The sequence below is a fragment of the Tundrisphaera lichenicola genome, from assembly GCF_051175385.1.
GTDB lineage: Bacteria > Planctomycetota > Planctomycetia > Isosphaerales > Isosphaeraceae > Tundrisphaera > Tundrisphaera lichenicola.
Window position 1 is genome coordinate 4,028,543 of record NZ_CP195106.1, and the last position, 17,561, is coordinate 4,046,103.

At 64.5% G+C, this 17,561-nt stretch carries 11 protein-coding genes; 9 read left to right on the plus strand and 2 right to left on the minus strand.

Annotated elements, in window-relative coordinates; translation table 11 throughout:
• Nucleotides 1-157: 157 nt before the first annotated feature.
• On the minus strand, nt 158-1,996 hold the full coding sequence (locus tag P12x_RS16085; RefSeq protein WP_435005320.1) for an alpha/beta hydrolase: 1,839 nt from the start codon (nt 1,994-1,996) through the stop codon (nt 158-160).
• A gap of 323 nt (nt 1,997-2,319) precedes the next feature.
• Entirely contained in the window at nt 2,320-3,402 is a 1,083-nt protein-coding gene (locus P12x_RS16090; protein WP_435005321.1) for a hypothetical protein, read from the minus strand.
• 452 nt (nt 3,403-3,854) lie between these two features.
• Between P12x_RS16090 and P12x_RS16095 the strand changes: the two genes are divergently transcribed.
• The 9 genes from P12x_RS16095 to P12x_RS16135 all read left to right on the plus strand — a co-directional run bounded on the left by P12x_RS16095 (nt 3,855) and on the right by P12x_RS16135 (nt 17,521).
• Nucleotides 3,855-4,727 (plus strand): DUF3179 domain-containing (seleno)protein, encoded by an 873-nt coding sequence (locus P12x_RS16095; protein ID WP_435005322.1) that lies wholly within the window; start codon nt 3,855-3,857, stop codon nt 4,725-4,727.
• Between the two features lie 144 nt (nt 4,728-4,871).
• A complete protein-coding gene (gene ppdK / locus P12x_RS16100) occupies nt 4,872-7,547 on the plus strand; it encodes a pyruvate, phosphate dikinase (RefSeq protein ID WP_435005323.1) in 2,676 nt (891 codons plus the stop codon).
• 311 nt (nt 7,548-7,858) lie between these two features.
• Nucleotides 7,859-8,074: a hypothetical protein gene (locus P12x_RS16105; protein WP_435005324.1), complete on the plus strand. Its 216-nt coding sequence runs from the start codon at nt 7,859-7,861 to the stop codon at nt 8,072-8,074.
• A 222-nt stretch (nt 8,075-8,296) separates the two neighbouring features.
• On the plus strand, nt 8,297-9,322 hold the full coding sequence (locus tag P12x_RS16110) for a DUF1559 domain-containing protein (protein WP_435005325.1): 1,026 nt from the start codon (nt 8,297-8,299) through the stop codon (nt 9,320-9,322).
• A gap of 350 nt (nt 9,323-9,672) precedes the next feature.
• The gene (locus P12x_RS16115; protein WP_435005326.1) at nt 9,673-11,403 is read left to right on the plus strand and encodes a GspE/PulE family protein; all 1,731 of its coding nucleotides are present in this window, start codon (nt 9,673-9,675) and stop codon (nt 11,401-11,403) included.
• 344 nt (nt 11,404-11,747) lie between these two features.
• Nucleotides 11,748-12,860, plus strand: coding sequence for a type IV pilus twitching motility protein PilT (locus P12x_RS16120; protein ID WP_435005327.1), 1,113 nt, complete (start codon nt 11,748-11,750; stop codon nt 12,858-12,860).
• A 247-nt stretch (nt 12,861-13,107) separates the two neighbouring features.
• Complete coding sequence (locus P12x_RS16125; RefSeq protein ID WP_435005328.1) at nt 13,108-14,826, plus strand: GspE/PulE family protein; 1,719 nt, start codon at nt 13,108-13,110, stop codon at nt 14,824-14,826.
• 170 nt (nt 14,827-14,996) lie between these two features.
• A complete protein-coding gene (locus P12x_RS16130) occupies nt 14,997-16,244 on the plus strand; it encodes a type II secretion system F family protein (protein ID WP_435005329.1) in 1,248 nt (415 codons plus the stop codon).
• Nucleotides 16,245-16,399: 155 nt separating this feature from the next.
• Nucleotides 16,400-17,521, plus strand: coding sequence for a type II secretion system protein (locus P12x_RS16135; protein ID WP_435005330.1), 1,122 nt, complete (start codon nt 16,400-16,402; stop codon nt 17,519-17,521).
• Nucleotides 17,522-17,561: the final 40 nt, after the last annotated feature.

Below are 17,561 nucleotides of genomic sequence, written 5' to 3' on the forward strand. Positions count from 1 at the left end.
TCCAAGGCGGCTCCGCCGCTGGGGGCGCGCATTGAGTCAGACTGGACGCCGGAGGCCTTGGAGTGCGGAAGCTTGCTTCCGCTTTGCCCGGGCGGAGCTTGCTCCGCCAACACAACCCCAGAAACCCCGGGCACTCCCCACCGACCCCCTCGGCCGTTCACGGGAACAACCAGTAGGGCAGGTCGCCCGGCCGATAGATCCGGTCCTTCAGCGTCTTGGTCCGTTTCGAGGCCCGAAGTCCGTCATGGAGCAGTTGTTGGAGGTCGGCCAGCAGGAGGTTACCGGACATCGCATAGTCGTGGCCCAGGATCGTGGTGCTGGCCTTCCGGGCGTCGACCCGGTCGAGCTGGGGGGCTGGCCCCCCAAAAGCCCCATCCTCGCCCGCCCGGGGGACACGGGTAAATAGGTAATGCGAGGAAAGCAAGGCCCAGTCGGCCGGGTTGAAATACAGGGTCACGTCGTCGGAGACCTGATAGGCCGCGGGAATCTGGTCCTCGAAGTGGTTGGTGGCCACGTCGGGCGCGGCCAGGACGACGTGACCGAGCGGCTTCCGGCCCCCTTCGATCGGGTCGGCCGCGAGGCTGGTCATCGCATCCAGCAGGACCCGGTTGCCCATGCTGTGGGCGATCACGTGGACCCGGGGCGTGGCCTGACCCTCGCCGACGGATTTCGCCGCCTGGATCCGGTCCAGCCGGCGGATCAGGTCGGCGAGCGGTTCTCCGCTGCTGGCGGCCATCCGACCGTCCCGGTTGTAAGAGCCCTCGGGGAACGATCGGAAGCTGTTCATGCTCAGCAGGAGCGACCCGTCGGAAGGCCAGCTATACAGGATCGCTCGGCCCAGGAACCCGGTGTCCTGCGCCACCTGGGCCAGTCGGAGGATCGCCCCTTCCATCTGATTGTTGAACCCATGGACGAACACCAGGATGTCGTTTTCCCCCGCCGGGCCGACCCGGGCGAGGGCCGTCCGGACCAGCTCCCAATCGAGCATGACCGGAGGGTTGACGTAGAAAACCTTGTCCGTCCTCCGATACAGGTTGCCGAGACTCGGCAACGGGAGGTCGCCGTTGGGTCGCTTCTTGCCGTCGATCCAGATCGGGACGTTCACCAGGCAAGATCCGAAGGTCAGCGAGTTACCGGGGGAGAAATCGCTCCCGAACCGATCATTGAGTCCTTCCCCCTCCGTGTTCGGGATCGGGTTCCGGTTCGTGGCGAAGTAGATGAGCCGTTTGACGGATGGGGAGCGCGGATCGATGGGCTGGATCTGCGCCGCGACCGTGGCCTGCAAGAGGCCCATATCCTCCCGGGTACCCAGGGCCTGCCCGGCTCCCATCACCATGGCCGGGGCCTGGGGGGCCGGCAACATCTTCGAGGGCACCGGCAAGGGGAGCGATTTCCCCGGGGCCTGCGGCGAAGGTCGGAGCAGGGCCAGGTCCGGCGGGAGGGTCACCATGGGGGGGACGACCTCATCGGGGGCCGGGATCGGGGCGTCCGGGAAAATATTCGGGACCGTTTCCACCCCGAGGAATTTCGCGGGGTGGTCCGGGGCCGGGCCGACCTCGACCTGGGCCAGCGGGGTCGCCGCGACGAACACCACGTCCTCCCCCTGGAGCCCCAGGATGGTCAGTCCGACCTCCCAGATTCCTTCCGGCAAGTCGAACTCGTCGGGGTCGATCGGGATCGCCAGCTCCTGCCGGGCTTCTCCCCCTCGGGGGACGACCAGTTCGACCCGATATGCTCCGGTCTCATCCCGGTGATCGGCACCGCGGGCCTGGATGGCCGACGGTTCCACCGATTCGTCGCGGGAGACACGGAGCGCCCGGACCTGGAGACGAATCTCCTGATCCTCCGGCGCGAAGAGCAGGTTGACCACGAGTTTCGAGGGCGGTCCAACCTCCAGGTGGGCCGATTCCACCTCGGCCCCCCGGGCATCGGACTGCCCCAGGGCCGCCATCAACAGGATCGGGATCGTGACGCCGAAAAATCGTCCGGTTCTCATGGAAACTGCCACTCGCAAGGGTGATGACCACAAGTTGGGGGGGAAAGCTCGCGGACGAGCCAGAGCCCCCAATTTCACACGCAAGAAATCAGATAGCAAACATAAACTGAAGCGGGGCATAAATAAGGAGTGAGCCTGTCGCTCCTCGCATCGTCGGAAACTGACTGAAATGGAACGATCATCCCGTCGGGAATGGCTCACCCTCGGTGTAATACCAACCATGCGAGGATGACGCAGGTACAAGGTCGAGGCGCGGCCTGGCTCGCCCCCGGTTCCGAGGATCGTCCGGGGAGGCTTCGCCGAGGCTTTGGGCCGCGACGGATTCAAGCCCGGAGCCGTTCGAGCTTGCGTTGACGAGCTTCTCGACGGGCTTCGGCTTGCTGGAGTCGTCGCTCGGCCCTCGTCGGCAGGATCATCGAGGGGTTTGACGCCTCGAAGGGGCTGATAACCTCGTCGGTTTCGAGGTCGATCGCGGGATCCGGCTCCGGTTCGAGGGCGGAAATGGGTTCGTTCTGCGCCCGGGGCGACTCCGATTCGGGAGTCGCGGGCTCGGCCTCGATTCGATCCACCCATTGGGGTTTGAGGGCGGGGTGCGGGCCTCGGTGGGGCGACTCGTACTTGATCTGCGCCAGGCACCAGCGGAGCCTTCGGTGGAGGGTCGACTCGTAGCGACGGAGCCGACGCAACTCGGGGTCCTCGTCGGTGGTCAGGTCCGCTCGGGCCAGCTCTCGGTTCACCTCGTCGAGGTCGCCCACCAAATCTCGGCGCTCTTTCAACGCGGCGATCTCGCGACGGGCCACGTCGGCCGGGTCGTCGGCGAGTCCGATGACTTTCCCTTCGGGGTCGAGCAAGGCCCCTGGCTTCTGCCCTTCGCGGAACTCGGTCGGGGTGCCCAGCAGGTCGAAGGCCAGCCGGGTCTGATCGGGGGTCCAACATCCCTTCACGTCGGCCACATGGGCCAGCATCGCCCAGCGCTTCATCATCCACTCGCATCCCTGAGGGGTCCGCCGGAGGGCCTCCACCACTTCCTCGGGACGCTCGCCGATCATCCCGCCGAGGTTAGTGGCCTCGGACTTCCTCTCATCATCCCAGGTCAACTCGGCCCGGAGCGAGATCTTGTCGCGGACTCGCCGCTCGATCCGCTCGCAGCGTTCGATCCTCAGGCTGATCAGGGCGACCTCATTCACCAGCCAGGAGTGGAACTCGTTCTGGGGCTTGAGGGTGTGATAGTAGGCCGTGGACCGCTCCTGGAGGGCTTCGATGCTCTCGGGCACGACGACGGCCGAGCAGAGCCCATGCTTCAACGCGTTGGCGCGGGATTTCGCCTTGCCCTCCTCGGTCTTCGGCCCGCTGCTCCTGAGGGCGTTCCGGCGATTCGCGGCCAGTCGGGCATCGGAGACGATCATGGGTGCGGCCTCGCGGTGGTGTAGGTGCGGAGTCCGAGAGATCTCCCCCGAACTTTCGCGACCTCGCGAGGTCGATCAGCATACTTTCCGGGGCGAACTCGGTGGATTCGCCCCGGTCATTGTTCGCGTCCGGTCGAGACCTCGGATGATCGGGCAGCATCGAGAACCGGGCCATCCCGACCGTTCGATGATCTCCTCATCTCATCCTGGAGGGTTGGGGGGCCATGTCGAGCCTGGGATGCTGGCGTCTTGCTTGCATACAGTCTGTTGATCGGAAGAGCCATGCGTAAGCTTCGGGAGATTATGCCACCCAGGAAGTGTCCCACCCTTCGGCATCGAAATTAATCCACGACGATTGACGACGATCCGGTCGCGCGTGATAACCAACCGGACAACTCCGCCCGTCTTCCGCTCGCCGAATCGGACCCTCTCAACCCGGAAGGAGCCTCATCATGGCTCAAGGCGACCATGACCCCTCGGGCCAGCGTCCCTCGACGCGCCTGGGTATGTTCTGGCAGTACCTGACCCGTGGATTGTGTTGCGTGGCGATGCTGCCAATCGTCGGTTTCATCGGCGGTCAGGGGCTCTCACTCTGGGACGAGTATCGAGGTCTGAAGGTCGACGAGGTCTCGGCGCGATCTAATGCGGTGATCGGCTATGTCGACATCAGCCCCAACCCGAGCCTGGCGGCCCGGCCCCTCGAATGGCACCAGGACCAGGGGGAGCATACGCTGCTCTGGGCCGGCTTTCGAGGCGACCGGCATCGATGGTTCCAGGTGGGCCGAGATGAGGTCGAGATCGGGGACCTCTCGATTCCGATCGGCCGGGACACGATCCGGACCATCGACCGCCCGATCTACGAACAGGGCAGCGGTCGTCGCTGGGATCGCGTCCCCGACGAGGCCCGGGTGGTCGGACTGGAAGGGGATGCCGAGCCGCCGGCCTACCCGATCCGGGTACTCGACAAGGTCGTGGCGATCAACGACCGTTATCAGGATCGGCCGGTCCTGGTGGTCTTCACGCCGATCGAGGAAGAGGTGACCGTCTTCCGCTCCGAGTATGAGGGCCGGCCCGTGGTGATGGGGCAGAGCGGCTACTTCGTCGGTTACCGGCCCCTGCTCTACGACCGCGAGACCGAAAGCCTCTGGGTCGAGCGAGCTGGGGCGATGACCTCCATCTCCGGGCCTCGGAAAGGGGCGATACTCCCCCGGCTCGGGCGGGTGGCCTCGGTGAACTGGGGGGACTGGAAAGCCCTCCATCCGGACACCCGGCTCCTGGTCGGTGCCGATCGTTCCGGCGACGGTTCGACCCCGCCGGCACCTTGACGCCCGCCCCCCCGGGGCGTTAGGTTGTGCCATTCCAGAGTTTGGCGCAAATATCATCGACGAGAGTGGTCGGCGTCGGGTCAGGGATGCCGGGCCGACGCCCTCGCCCCTCGCGATCCGGTAACCAGGGAGTTCGCACGACCGATGTCCGATTCGCACAAGTACGTGTACACGTTCGGCGGGGGCAAGGCCGAAGGCAAGGCCGAGATGAAGGCCCTGCTCGGCGGCAAGGGGGCCAATCTGGCCGAGATGAGCGTGATCGGCATCCCCGTGCCCCCCGGATTCACGATTACCACCGAGGTCTGCGCGGCCTACTACGAGAACGGCAAGAAGCTGCCCGAGGCCGTCCGGCCCCAGGTCGAGGCGGCGATCGCCGAGGTCGAGAAGCAGATGGGCGTCAGGCTGGGCGACCCCTCCGATCCCCTGCTGGTCAGCGTCCGATCGGGCGCCGCGATGTCGATGCCCGGGATGATGAACACGATCCTCAACCTGGGCCTCTCCGACGCCTCCACCGAAGGGCTGGCCAAGAAGACCGGCAACGTCCGGTTCGCCTACGACGGCTATCGGCGCCTGATCGACATGTTCGGCTCGGTCGTCATGGGCGTGGAGCACGAACTCTTCGAGCACGAGCTGCACACCCTCAAGCACGACCGGGGCGTGCAGCTCGACACCGAGCTTTCGGGCGACGACCTGAAGCTGCTGGTCCAGAAGTACAAGGCGGTCTACAAGAAGGGGACGGGGTCGGATTTCCCCCAGGACCCCAAGGAACAGCTCTGGGCGGCGATCATGGCCGTCTTCAATAGCTGGGAAGGCCACAAGGCGATCGAGTATCGCCGGATCGAGAAGATCACCGGCCTGAAGGGCACCGCCGTCAACGTCCAGGCGATGGTCTTCGGCAACATGGGCGACAACTCCGGGACCGGCGTCGCCTTCACCCGCGACCCGAACACCGGCGAGGACGTCTTCTACGGCGATTACCTCATCAACGCCCAGGGCGAGGACGTGGTCGCGGGCATCCGGACCCCCGAGCCGATCAGCCGGCTCGCCGACGACATGCCCAAGGTCTACGAACAGCTGATGGGCATCCGCGAGAAGCTCGAGAAGCATTACAAGGAGATGCAGGACATCGAGTTCACCGTCCAGGACGGTACGCTCTACATGCTGCAGACCCGGACCGGCAAGCGGACCGGCTCGTCGGCGGTCCGGATCGCCGTCGAGATGGCCAAGGCCGGGCTGATCGACGCGAAGACGGCCGTCCAGCGCGTCTCGCCCGACAGCCTGAACCACCTCCTCCTGCCGGGCCTCGACCCCAAGGCCAAGGCCAAGCCGATCGCCCAGGGGATCGCCGCCAGCCCCGGCGCCGCGGCCGGCGTGGTGGTCCTCTCGGCCGAGGCCGCCATCGAGCACGCCGAGAAGCACCCGGGCGTGCCGATCATGCTGGTCCGCAAGGAGACCAGCCCCGAGGACGTCGCCGGGATGCACCTGGCCAAGGGGATCCTGACCGCGACCGGCGGCAAGGCCAGCCACGCGGCGGTCGTCGCCCGGGGATGGGGCAAGCCCTGCGTCGTCGGTTGCGCCGCCCTGGCCATCAATGAGAAGGCCGGCTCGATCGAGATCAGCGGCCAGACCATCAAGGTCGGCGATTATCTCACGATCAACGGCACCACCGGCGACGTGATGCTCGGCAAGGTCCCGACCATCGACGCCGAGATGGGCGGCGAGTTCGCCGTCCTGATGGAGATGGCCGACAAGTTCCGGACCATGAAGATCCGGACCAACGCCGACAGCCCCGCCGACGCCCTGAAGGCCCGCGAGTTCGGAGCCGAGGGGATCGGCCTCTGCCGGACCGAGCACATGTTCTTCGACGACCAGCGGATCGTCGACATGCGGAAGATGATCCTCGCCGACGACGAGGCCGGGCGTAAGGCCGCTCTCGAAGCCCTGGAACCCTACCAGCGCGACGACTTCGCGGGCCTCTTCGAGGCGATGGACGGCCTGCCCGTCACGATCCGCCTGCTCGACCCGCCGCTCCACGAGTTCCTCCCGCACGAGGAAGCCGGCCAGGCCGAGGTCGCCAAGCAACTGGGCGTCCCGATCGAGAAGGTCAAGCGCCGGGTCGTCGAATTGCACGAGGCCAACCCGATGCTCGGCCTCCGGGGCTGCCGGCTGGCGATCCTCTTCCCCGAGATCGCCGACATGCAGGTCCGCGCCATCATCGACGCCGCCATCGCCGTCCAGAAGAAGGGCAAGAGCGTCCTCCCCGAGATCATGATCCCGCTGGTCGGGACCGTCGAGGAGCTCTCCTTCCTCAAGAAGCGGACGATCAAGGTGGCCGAGGAGTGCATGGCCAAGGCCGGGACCAAGGTCGAGTACCTGATCGGGACCATGATCGAGGTCCCCCGCGCCGCCCTCACGGCCGACCAGATCGCCGAGGAGGCCGAGTTCTTCTCGTTCGGCACCAACGACCTGACCCAGATGACCTTCGGGTTCAGCCGCGACGACATCACGTCGTTCATGCCGACTTATCTGGACGGCAAGATCCTCAAGGTCGACCCGTTCCAGACCCTCGACGCCACCGGCGTCGGCCAGCTCGTCGAGATGGGGACCAGGAAGGGCCGCGAGAGCCGCAAGGCCAAGACCGGCGAACACCTGAAGGTCGGCATCTGCGGCGAGCACGGGGGCGACCCCGAATCGGTCGCCTTCTGCCACAAGGTGGGCATGGACTATGTCTCGTGCTCCCCGTTCCGGGTCCCGATCGCCCGACTGGCCGCCGCCCAGGCCGCCATCGCCGACGGCCAGACGATCAGCCGAGATCGTTGAACCTCGGCCGCGAGTCGCCCCTCGATCGATCGTCCCGGGCCGCCGAATCCCCTTCGGCGGCCCGGGTTCGTTCCCGGAAGGTCCCGACTCCCTCGACCGGTCAACCTTCTGGATTTACCGAGTGGCCTCGAAGGCCGGCCCGACCGGCCCGGGTTCGATGATGACGCGGGCCTGGCCCCTTCGTTATACTCCCGGAAGATGGTGACATGGTTGATTGGCCCGGTCATCCTGGCGGTTTCGTCGACGGCCCATCGATCCGCGCCGTCTTTTTTTTGATGATTGCGTTCGACCCATCTCGATGAGGGCTCCTGATGATGGACTCGACCCCGGAGAAGCTTCGCCCCCCCTTCCTCCGGCTGCTCTGCTCCTCGTTCTTGCTGGCCGCCTCCGGCTGCGGCGACGACACCGTCCGGGGGGCCGGTTCGATCGACATCCCCAAGGCGTCGATGAAGTCCTACATCCCGACCAAGGAAGCGCCGATCGGCAAGCTCAAGCCGGCCCCGATCCACGACGCCCCTCCCGAGTGAGGGATGTCCCGAGGAGGGCCGGAGATGGTCGGAAGACCTTCGGGGTTGGGCGACTCTTCCCGGGTTCCCTGCCCTTCGAGGATGCGACCAGCAACCCTGGCACCTCTTGAATTCGCAGTCCCACCTCTCCCAGCCATATCTTCGAGGCCATGCGCCTCCTCCTAATTTCCCGCTTCACTCCCCCCTTTCAAGGAATTTGAGATGATCCATCCCCGACGACGTATGTCACGTCCTCGCGCGTTCACGCTGATCGAGTTGCTGGTGGTGATCGCCATCATCGCCGTGCTGATCTCGCTCCTCCTCCCGGCGGTCCAGGCCGCCCGCGAGGCCGCCCGGCGGGCCCACTGCACCAACAACCTGAAGCAGCTCGCCCTGGCGGCCCTCGGCTACGAGTCGGCGAATGCCGCCCTCCCCCCCGCCACCCTCTGCAACGGCGGGAATATCGGCTTCTCGTCGCTGGTCCGAATCTGCCCGTTCATGGAACAGGGGGCGGTCTTCAACGCCACCAACTTCTCGAATGCCTTCTACGATCCTTCCAACTGGACGATCCCCGGGGCGGGCATCTCGACCCTCTTCTGCCCGAGCGACCCGTCGGGGTTCGCGGTCAATAACCTCCAGTTCGGTCCGCCGACCTTCAAGGAGTTCCACACCCATTACTCCGGCAACGTCGGCCCCTGGGATGCCTTCGCCCTTTCCTACAATGTGGCGAAAAGGCAACTCGAACTCGATCCCCAGCTCTCCGCCCATGCGCTCGGCTCGATCATCCCGGGGGGGAACGTCACGGTCGCCGGCATCACCGACGGGATGAGCAACACAATCATGTACTCCGAGAACGGGCACGGCCTCTATTCGGCCCAGACCCAATTCAATATCCATGTCTGGAGCGGCGGCGACCCGGCCTCCCTGTCGCTGGAGGCCCGGTTCCAGCCCAACTGGGGCCGCCACTATTCGGACCCCACCAACGACCCGGGGAACGCCGCCCTGACGAGATGGGCCATCGCCAACGACATGAGCTTCCACCCCGGCGGGTCGAACGCCGCCTTCTGCGACGGCTCGGTCCACTTCCTCAAGGACACGATCGACTCCTGGGTGATCCCCCCGCCCCAGATCCAGGGGATCCCGGCCGGGACCAGCCCGGCCAATCCCAGCTATTACGGGCTCGTCCTCAACGCGGGGGCGAAAGTCGGCGTCTATCAGGCGCTCTCGACTCGCAGCGGAGGCGAGGTCATCAGCGCCGATCGGTTCTGATCGCAAGGCAGAACGACCGAGGCCGAGGCCCACCCCCTCGGGCCTCGGCTCGGGCCACTAACCCCTAGGGTTGATTTTGTTTCGGGCCGCTTGTCCGCCCCGGATCGTCGTGGTAGCCTAGGCTAGATTGTTCATCATCCATCGAGCTCATCTCGGCGGCTTCGTCTCCATTCGTTTCGATGCGTCATGTCGCCCGGGACGCTTGCCTCATCTTTGCGAAACGCCCGTTCCCCTCGATGACGGATCAGCCTCGATCGAGGACGCACCCTCACGCCGAATGATGCCCCAGGCGTCGAAACGGCGTGGCGTCGGCGGTACCTCGTCGGCAATCTTCCTGGAGCCCCCGCCCCATGGCCAAGCAGACTCGCGATTGGAGCGACATTCTCGTCAAGCGCGGGGTGATCGGCCCCGATCAGCTCAAGGAAGCCCAGAGGATGAACGGCGTCCAGCTTGAGGACGCCCTGGTCAAGCTCGGCTATGTCGACTCCGACGACGTCATGAAGGCCAAGGCCGAACAATTCGGCATGGACTTCGTCGCGCTCCGGGAGATCGAGATCCCCAGCTCGGTCGTCGAACTCGTCCCCGAGTCGCTGGCTCGCGAGAATATCGTGATGCCGCTGGCCCAGGAGAACGGGATGATCAAGGTCATCATGGCCAATCCCAACGACTTCGAGACCGTCGACAAGCTCCGGTTCGTCCTGAACCGCGAGATCGACGTGGCCCTCGCTTCCAAGGAAGCCATCCTCGAGGCGATCAATAAATATTACGGCGGGACCTCGCAGGAGACCGAGTCGGTCGACTCGATGCTCCAGGAGTTCACCGACACCGCCATCGACTTCTCCGACGACGGACCCGGCGGCAAGGGGGGCTCGGGTGCGAACACGATGGATGAAAACGATGCGCCGGTCATCCGACTGGTGCACCTGATCATCCAGGAAGCCGTGATGAGCCGGGCCTCCGACATCCACATCGAACCGTTCGCCGACCGTGTCCGGATTCGTTACAGGATCGACGGCGTCTGTATCGAACGCGACTCGGCACCCCGCCGACTCCTCGGGTCGATCGTCAGCCGTATCAAGATCATGGGCTCGATCGACATCGCCGAGAAACGACGACCCCAGGACGGGCGGATCAAGATCCACGTCGCGGGGAAGGATATCGACCTGCGTGTCAGCATCCTCCCAACCAACCATGGCCAGTCCGTGGTCATGCGAATCCTGGACCGCGATAACATCAAGGTGGGGCTCCGCGACCTCGGATTCTCGGACGATAACTGGAAACGATTCCAGACCCTCATCAAGCGGCCCAACGGGATCCTCCTGGTGACCGGGCCGACGGGCTCGGGCAAGACGACCACCCTCTACGCCGCGCTCAACGAGCTGAACCGGCCGGACGTGAAGATCATCACGGCCGAGGACCCGGTCGAATATTACCTCCCCGGCGTCAACCAGTGCGAGGTTCGGGCGAAGATCGGGATGACCTTCGCGCGGATCATTCGAGCCATGCTCCGGCAGAATCCGAACATCCTCCTGGTCGGCGAAATTCGGGACGAAGAGACCGCAAACACCGCTATCCAGGCCTCGCTGACAGGACACCTGGTTTTCAGTACGCTCCACACGAACGATGCGCCCAGTGCTATTACAAGATTGGTCGACATCGGGGTCCAGCCGTTCCTCGTGGCCAGCTCGGTCATGGGGATCATGGGTCAGCGATTGGTCCGCAAGGTCTGTCCCAAATGCAAGGTCCGTTATGAACCCCCGGCGCACATCCTGAAGGGGATCGGGCTCCGGCCCGAGATCGCCAAGAAGGCCAACTTCATGAAGGGGAAGGGCTGCAACCACTGCAACAAGTCGGGCTATCGGGGCCGCATGGGTATCCACGAAATGATGGTCATGACCAGCGCCATCCGCGACATGACGTTCAAGGGAGAACCCACCCAGGCTATCCGTAAAGTGGCCCGGAAACAGGGGATGCATACTCTCTTCGAGGACGGAATGATCAAGGCGATGAAGGGCCTGACCACCATCGACGAGATCCTCCGGATCACCCACCAGGAGTCGATGGCCGAGTCGAATGTTTGAGACCCCACGAAACCTCCTCGAGTCCACCAGGACGACTCGAGGAGGGTCGCTCGGACGGCTCGCTCGCTCCTCGTTTTCTGTCAGGAATGGCCGATCCGGGCTCTCCAACCGCCCCGATCGATCGGACAAACCCCGTCCCGGTCGCTTGATCGGTCGAAATTCTCCCCGATAATGTCCTGTGAGACGCGCCCTCGGGCTTTCGTCCCATCTCCAATCGCCCGAACTTCGTTTCCTTGGACATCTAGTCGTCAGGACAAAGTCAACCCCTTCCAGACGGGGGGCTGTCCCCCGGCCCACGGGGGAGATGGACCATCGGAGACCTCGCGAGGGGATTAGAGACGCCCATGGGAACGTTGCTGATCGATAAGTTGCTCCAGACGGTCGTGACCCAGAAGGCCAGCGACCTGCACCTGACCGTTGGCTCCAAGCCGATGCTCCGGCTGGGCGGCCACATGGTTCCCCTCAATACGAAGGTCCTGGAGAGCTCCGACACCGCCGCGCTGATGAAGTCCATCACGCCCGAGCGCTGCCAGCAGGAGCTTCAGGAGGTCGGTGGCTGCGACTTCGGGTTCGCGTTCGGAGAGGCGGCCCGGTTTCGCGTCGCCATCTACAAGCAGCGCGGGAATATCGGGCTGGTCCTCCGGCGAATCCCGAACGAATTCCTCACCTTCCAGCAGATCGGCCTGCCGGCCGTGATGGAAGAGTTGATCACACGACCTCGCGGTCTGATCCTCGTGACCGGGCCGACCGGCTCGGGCAAGACGACCAGCCTGGCCAGCATGATCAACTGGATTAATGACAATCTCGATCGTCACATCATCACGATCGAGGACCCGATCGAGTATTACCACAAGCACAAGAAGTGCCTGGTGAATCAGCGCGAGATCGGGATCGACGTGCCCGACTTCCCCGAGGCGATCCGCCGGGCCCTCCGAATGGACCCGGACATCATCCTCGTCGGCGAGATGCGAGACCTGGCCACGATCCAGGCGGCGATCACTGCGGCCGAGACCGGCCACATTGTCTTCGGGACGCTCCACACCAACTCGGCCGAAGGGACGGTCAACCGGATCATCGACGTGTTCCCCAAGGAACAGCAGGACCAGATCCGGACACAACTCTCGGTGGCGATCATCGGGGTCCTCGCCCAGGCGCTGGTGCCTCGGATCCCCAAGGGGCTAGTCGCCGCCTACGAGATGCTCGTGGTCACCCCGGCGATCTCCAACCTGATCCGCGAGAACAAGACGTACCGGATCGACTCGTCGATCCAGACCGGCCGAAAGCACGGGATGATCCTCCTCGATGACAGCCTCTTCAACCTCTGGAGGCAGGGCCTCGTCGCCGAGGAGGAGGTCATGTACAAGTGCCGGAAGCCGGCCGATCTCCGAATGCGGATCGAGAATGCCAAGAAGGGGATCATGGACGAAATGGAAGACGAAGAAAAGGAGGAGGATTGAGCCGATGGTGAATAAGAACAACGGATGAAAACCCGGATGGGCTGTCACAAGAGGCCCATTCGGACGTATGAGATTGGTCCATAATCACTTCGCAGCCGACCGTCGCAAGATTTAACTTGTTGTCGTCCCTTAGACGATGCCGCCGGGATCCGGTCCCGGCCCCTCGTCTCCGGGCTCTCCGTCCCTCGACCTCGTCGGTTCTCGAACGCCTGGATTTTGAACTCGACCGCGCGGAAGGGTGGTTTGCATGGCTCGCCGACTCGGCACGATCCTGGTGGACATGGGTTACCTCGACGAGGATGCCCTCTGGAAGGTCCTGGAGGAGCAGAAGCGCTCCGACGGCGAGCTGATCGGCAAGGTGGCCGCGCGGATGGGCGTGGTGACCGAGGACCAAGTCCTGAAGGCGCTGGGCGAGCAGTTCTCGATGAAGGTGGTCCGGCTGGGCGAGATGGCCGTGCCGACCGAGCTGACGGACCTGGTCAACGAGACGATGGCGACCTCGTTCAAGATCGTCCCGATCTCGCAGCACAAGAAAGACAAGTCGGTGACCGTGGCGATGGCCGACCCTCGGGATCCGGCCACCCTGGAGAGCATCCGGTCGTTCATCGGGGTCGAGGTCAAGGGGGTGATCGCGGCCGAGTCGGACGTGATGGCGGCGATCGCCCGGCTCTATGCCGAGAAGCACGAGTCGATCCAGGACGTCGTCAAGCAGATCGAGAACGACAAGGGACTCTCCCAGTTCCAGAATCGGAACGAGAACACGATCGACCTCGAGGCGATCGAGGAGATGGCCGAGGCCGCGCCGGTCCGGAAGCTCCTGAACATGGTGCTCCTGCTGGCGATCAAGGACAAGGCCTCGGACGTGCACTTCGAGCCGTTCGAGGACGAGTACAAGATGCGTTACCGGGTGGACGGCATCCTCTACGAGCTGGTGCCCCCCCCTCGCCACCTGGCCCCGGCGATCTCCAGCCGGATCAAGGTCATGTCGAACCTGGACATCGCCGAGCGCCGGCTCCCGCAGGACGGCCGGATCGAGCTGGCCATCGGCGGTAACCAGGTGGACATCCGGGTCTCCACCCTGCCGACCCTCTTCGGCGAGAGCGTGGTCCTCCGGATCCTGGACCGGACCGTGGTCAACCTCGACTTGAACAAGATCGGGATGGCCGAGGATATCCTGGCGTCCTGGCGGTCGGTGATCATGAAGCCGAACGGGATCGTCCTGGTGACCGGGCCGACCTCCTCGGGGAAGACCACCACGCTCTACGCCACCTTGAATGAGCTGAACTCGGTCGAGGACAAGATCATCACCACCGAGGAGCCGGTCGAATACGACATCGACGGGCTGGTCCAGGTGCCGATCAACGGCGAGATCGGGGTGACCTTCGCCGCCTGCCTCCGGGCGATCCTCCGGCAGGACCCCGACAAGATCCTGGTGGGGGAGACCCGCGACCTGGAGACGGCCGAGATCTCGATCCAGGCGTCGCTGACCGGGCACATCGTGTTCACGACCCTGCACACCAACGACGCCCCCTCGGCGATCACCCGGCTCCGCGACATGGGGCTGCCGACGTTCCTCATCACCGCCACCGTCGAGGCGGTCCTGGCCCAGCGGCTGGTCCGCAAGATCTGCAACAGCTGCCGGACCGAGTTCACGCCCAGCCCCGAAGTGGCCATGGAGCTGGGGATGACGCCCGAGGAGGCGGCGACCAAGAAGTTCTACTACGGCAAGGGCTGCGACAAGTGCAATAACACCGGCTACAAGGGCCGGATGGGGATCTACGAGCTGCTCGTGATGAACGAGGAACTCCGCGAGATGATCGTCTCCGAGGCGTCGCTGGACGCCTTCCGCGAGGCCTGCCGGAAGTTCGGCATGCGGACCCTCCGCGAGTCCGGCCTGATGGCGATCCACAGCGGGCAGACCTCCATCGAGGAGATCGTCCGCGAGACCATGCTCGATGACGCATAAGAACAATTGAGTGGTCAGTGGCCAGTGTTCGGTGGTTAGAATCAATTTATGCGGAATCGTGGAACTCTGGATGCTTGATGGTCGTCAAAGCAGGAACCAGCCACTAGTCACTCGATGCCCGAAACCGCTCCGCCCGAGGGATCACCCCAACCGCCCAGGAGATCACGAGGATGCCGACCTTCCAATATGAGGCGATGGATAACACCGGGCGCGAAGTCAAGGACTCCATCGACGCCAGCACCCAGGAAGAAGCCCAGCAGCTGATCCGCCAGAAGGGGTTCTTCGTCACCAAGATCTCCGAGCGCTCCAAGGCCAAGAAGAAAGGCCCGGCGCAGGTCCGCAAGGGTGGTCGACGCAAGAAGAAGTCGTTCACGATCGGCAAGATCTCGACCAAGCAGCTCTGCACCTTCACCCGCCAGCTCTCGACGCTCCAGGACGCCGGCCTGCCGATCCTCCGGAGCCTGAAGATCCTTCACGGTCAGTGCAAGCCGGGCGTGCTCAAGAACTCGCTGGAGGACGTGGTCGAGGACATCGAGAGCGGTGCCACCCTCTCCGACGCCTTCGCCAAGCACCCCAAGGCGTTCGACAAGCTCTATTGCAACATGATCAAGGCCGGCGAGGCCGGCGGTGCCCTGGAATCGATCCTCCAGCGCCTGGCCGACTTCAAGGAGAAGTCGCAGAGCCTGAAGCGGCGGATCAAGTCGGCCATGGTCTACCCGATCGTGGTCATCACCGTCGCCTGCGCGATCGTCGGCTTCATCCTCTACTTCATCATCCCGAAGTTCGAGGCCATCTTCAAAGACTTCGGCGTCGACCTGCCGGCGATGACGAAGTTCCTGATCAAGGCCAGCCACTTCGTGGTCGACTACTTCTACATCTGCATCCTGATGCCGGTGTTCATCTGGATCTTCCTGAAGCTGATCTACCGGAACAAGACGGGCGCTTATATCTGCGACCGGATCCTGCTGATGATCCCGGTGATGGGTGCGATCGTCGAGAAGTCGACGGTGGCCCGGACCACCCGGACCCTGGGGACCCTGGTCCAGTCGGGCGTGCCGATCCTGGAGTCGCTGAACATCGTCCGCGACACCGCGGGCAACATGGTGTTCGAGCGGGCGTTCACCCGGATCTACGACAGCATTCGCGAGGGCGAGACGATCGCCCAGCCGCTCCGCGAGGCCCGGATCGTCGACGACATCGTGGTGAACATGATCGACGTCGGCGAGGAGACGGGCGACCTCGACACGATGCTGAACAAGATCGCCGATAACTATGACGAAGAGGTCGAGACCCTGGTCGAGAGCCTCGTGAGCCTGCTCGAGCCGATCATGATCGTGGTGCTCGGCGGGATCATCGGCTTCATCGTCATCGCGCTGTTCCTGCCGCTGATCTCCTTGATCAGCAAGCTGTCGGGCTGAGGCCCGGCGGTCGATCGCAGTCCTTTGTCGGATGGAGACGGTGCCCGACCCGCCTGACCGGGTCGGGACGTCCCCGGTGCGCGCCGCGGGCCGACCCGCCCGCGACTGGCCATCGAACCGAGACCCCGATACCCTCAACCGCGGAGAACCGACCGATGGACCGCCACCGACCGCGACGGCCCGGCTTCACCCTGATCGAAGTCCTGACGGCGATCCTGATCATCGGGATCCTGATCGCCATCCTGGTGCCGACCCTGGCCTCCGCCTTCCGGCATGCGAAGGAGGCCCAGGTCGCGGCCGAGATGAACAACATTGCCACGGCCCTGGAGAGCTTCAAGACCAAGTACGGCGAGTACCCCCCGAGCCGGCTCTATTGCAGCGAGTCGGGGTACTATCCGGCGAACAACGCCCTGGCCCAGCGGTCGATGCTGTATCTCCAGCGGTTCTTCCCCCGCATGGCCTTGAGCACGACCGGGCCGGCGGTCCCCTCGACGGCCGGCCGGTTCTACGACTTCAACAATGATGGCAACGACGACTCGACGTCGTCGGCCAACCGATCGGGATTCTACATCCTGGAAGGGCCCGAGTGCCTGGTCTTCTTCCTGGGCGGGATGCCGACCCGGGTCCAGTCCTCGTCCGGGACGACCCAGTTTGGGCTGGCCGGCTTCGACAAGAATCCGCTCAACCCGTTCCGGACCTTCGTCCAGGCGGGCGCCGGCTCGACGGCCGCGAACCGTTCGGTCTCCCTCTACGAATTCGCCACCGGCCGGCTGGACGGATCGAGCAACGCTCAGGAGATGCCCAGCTATCTCGATCCGCTGGGCTCTGCGGCCAGTGGGGCCCTGATCGGCAACAGCGACAAGCGACCCTACGCCTACTTCTGCGCCTACGGGACGAATGCTTACGATCCGAACGATTATAATTGCACATACGAGGTTGACGATAACAATGCGGTGCTGGGCCGGACCTTCAACGTGGCGTTCCCGCCCGGTTCGGTGAGCTCGCCGGCCCCGAACCCCTACACGTCCAGCCTTCCCGCCCCCGCCGGGAACAATGCCCCGACGGCGACCTTCTTCAACGCCAACTCGTTCCAGTTGATCTGCGCCGGGCAGGATCGCCAGTGGGGGATCGGTGGCGAGTACAACAAGGCTTCGACCGGCAATATCCTCCCCCTGACCGACCCGGCCAACGTGACGCCGAACCCGCTCACCGAGACGAATCCTCGCCTTCGCGAGCGCGACAACATCACCAACTTCGCCGGCGGACGGCTGGATTGAGCCAGGCCGGGGGCCGTCGCGGAGACGGTCCCCGGGTCGA

Coding starts and splice junctions, on each gene's coding strand:
- P12x_RS16085 (WP_435005320.1), bottom strand. CDS start 1,996: ATGAGAACCGGACGATTTTTCGGCGTCACGATCCCGATCCTGTTGATG.
- P12x_RS16135 (WP_435005330.1), top strand. CDS start 16,400: ATGGACCGCCACCGACCGCGACGGCCCGGCTTCACCCTGATCGAAGTC.
- ppdK (WP_435005323.1), top strand. CDS start 4,872: ATGTCCGATTCGCACAAGTACGTGTACACGTTCGGCGGGGGCAAGGCC.
- P12x_RS16115 (WP_435005326.1), top strand. CDS start 9,673: ATGGCCAAGCAGACTCGCGATTGGAGCGACATTCTCGTCAAGCGCGGG.
- P12x_RS16090 (WP_435005321.1), bottom strand. CDS start 3,402: ATGATCGTCTCCGATGCCCGACTGGCCGCGAATCGCCGGAACGCCCTC.
- P12x_RS16130 (WP_435005329.1), top strand. CDS start 14,997: ATGCCGACCTTCCAATATGAGGCGATGGATAACACCGGGCGCGAAGTC.
- P12x_RS16125 (WP_435005328.1), top strand. CDS start 13,108: ATGGCTCGCCGACTCGGCACGATCCTGGTGGACATGGGTTACCTCGAC.
- P12x_RS16095 (WP_435005322.1), top strand. CDS start 3,855: ATGGCTCAAGGCGACCATGACCCCTCGGGCCAGCGTCCCTCGACGCGC.
- P12x_RS16120 (WP_435005327.1), top strand. CDS start 11,748: ATGGGAACGTTGCTGATCGATAAGTTGCTCCAGACGGTCGTGACCCAG.
- P12x_RS16105 (WP_435005324.1), top strand. CDS start 7,859: ATGATGGACTCGACCCCGGAGAAGCTTCGCCCCCCCTTCCTCCGGCTG.
- P12x_RS16110 (WP_435005325.1), top strand. CDS start 8,297: ATGTCACGTCCTCGCGCGTTCACGCTGATCGAGTTGCTGGTGGTGATC.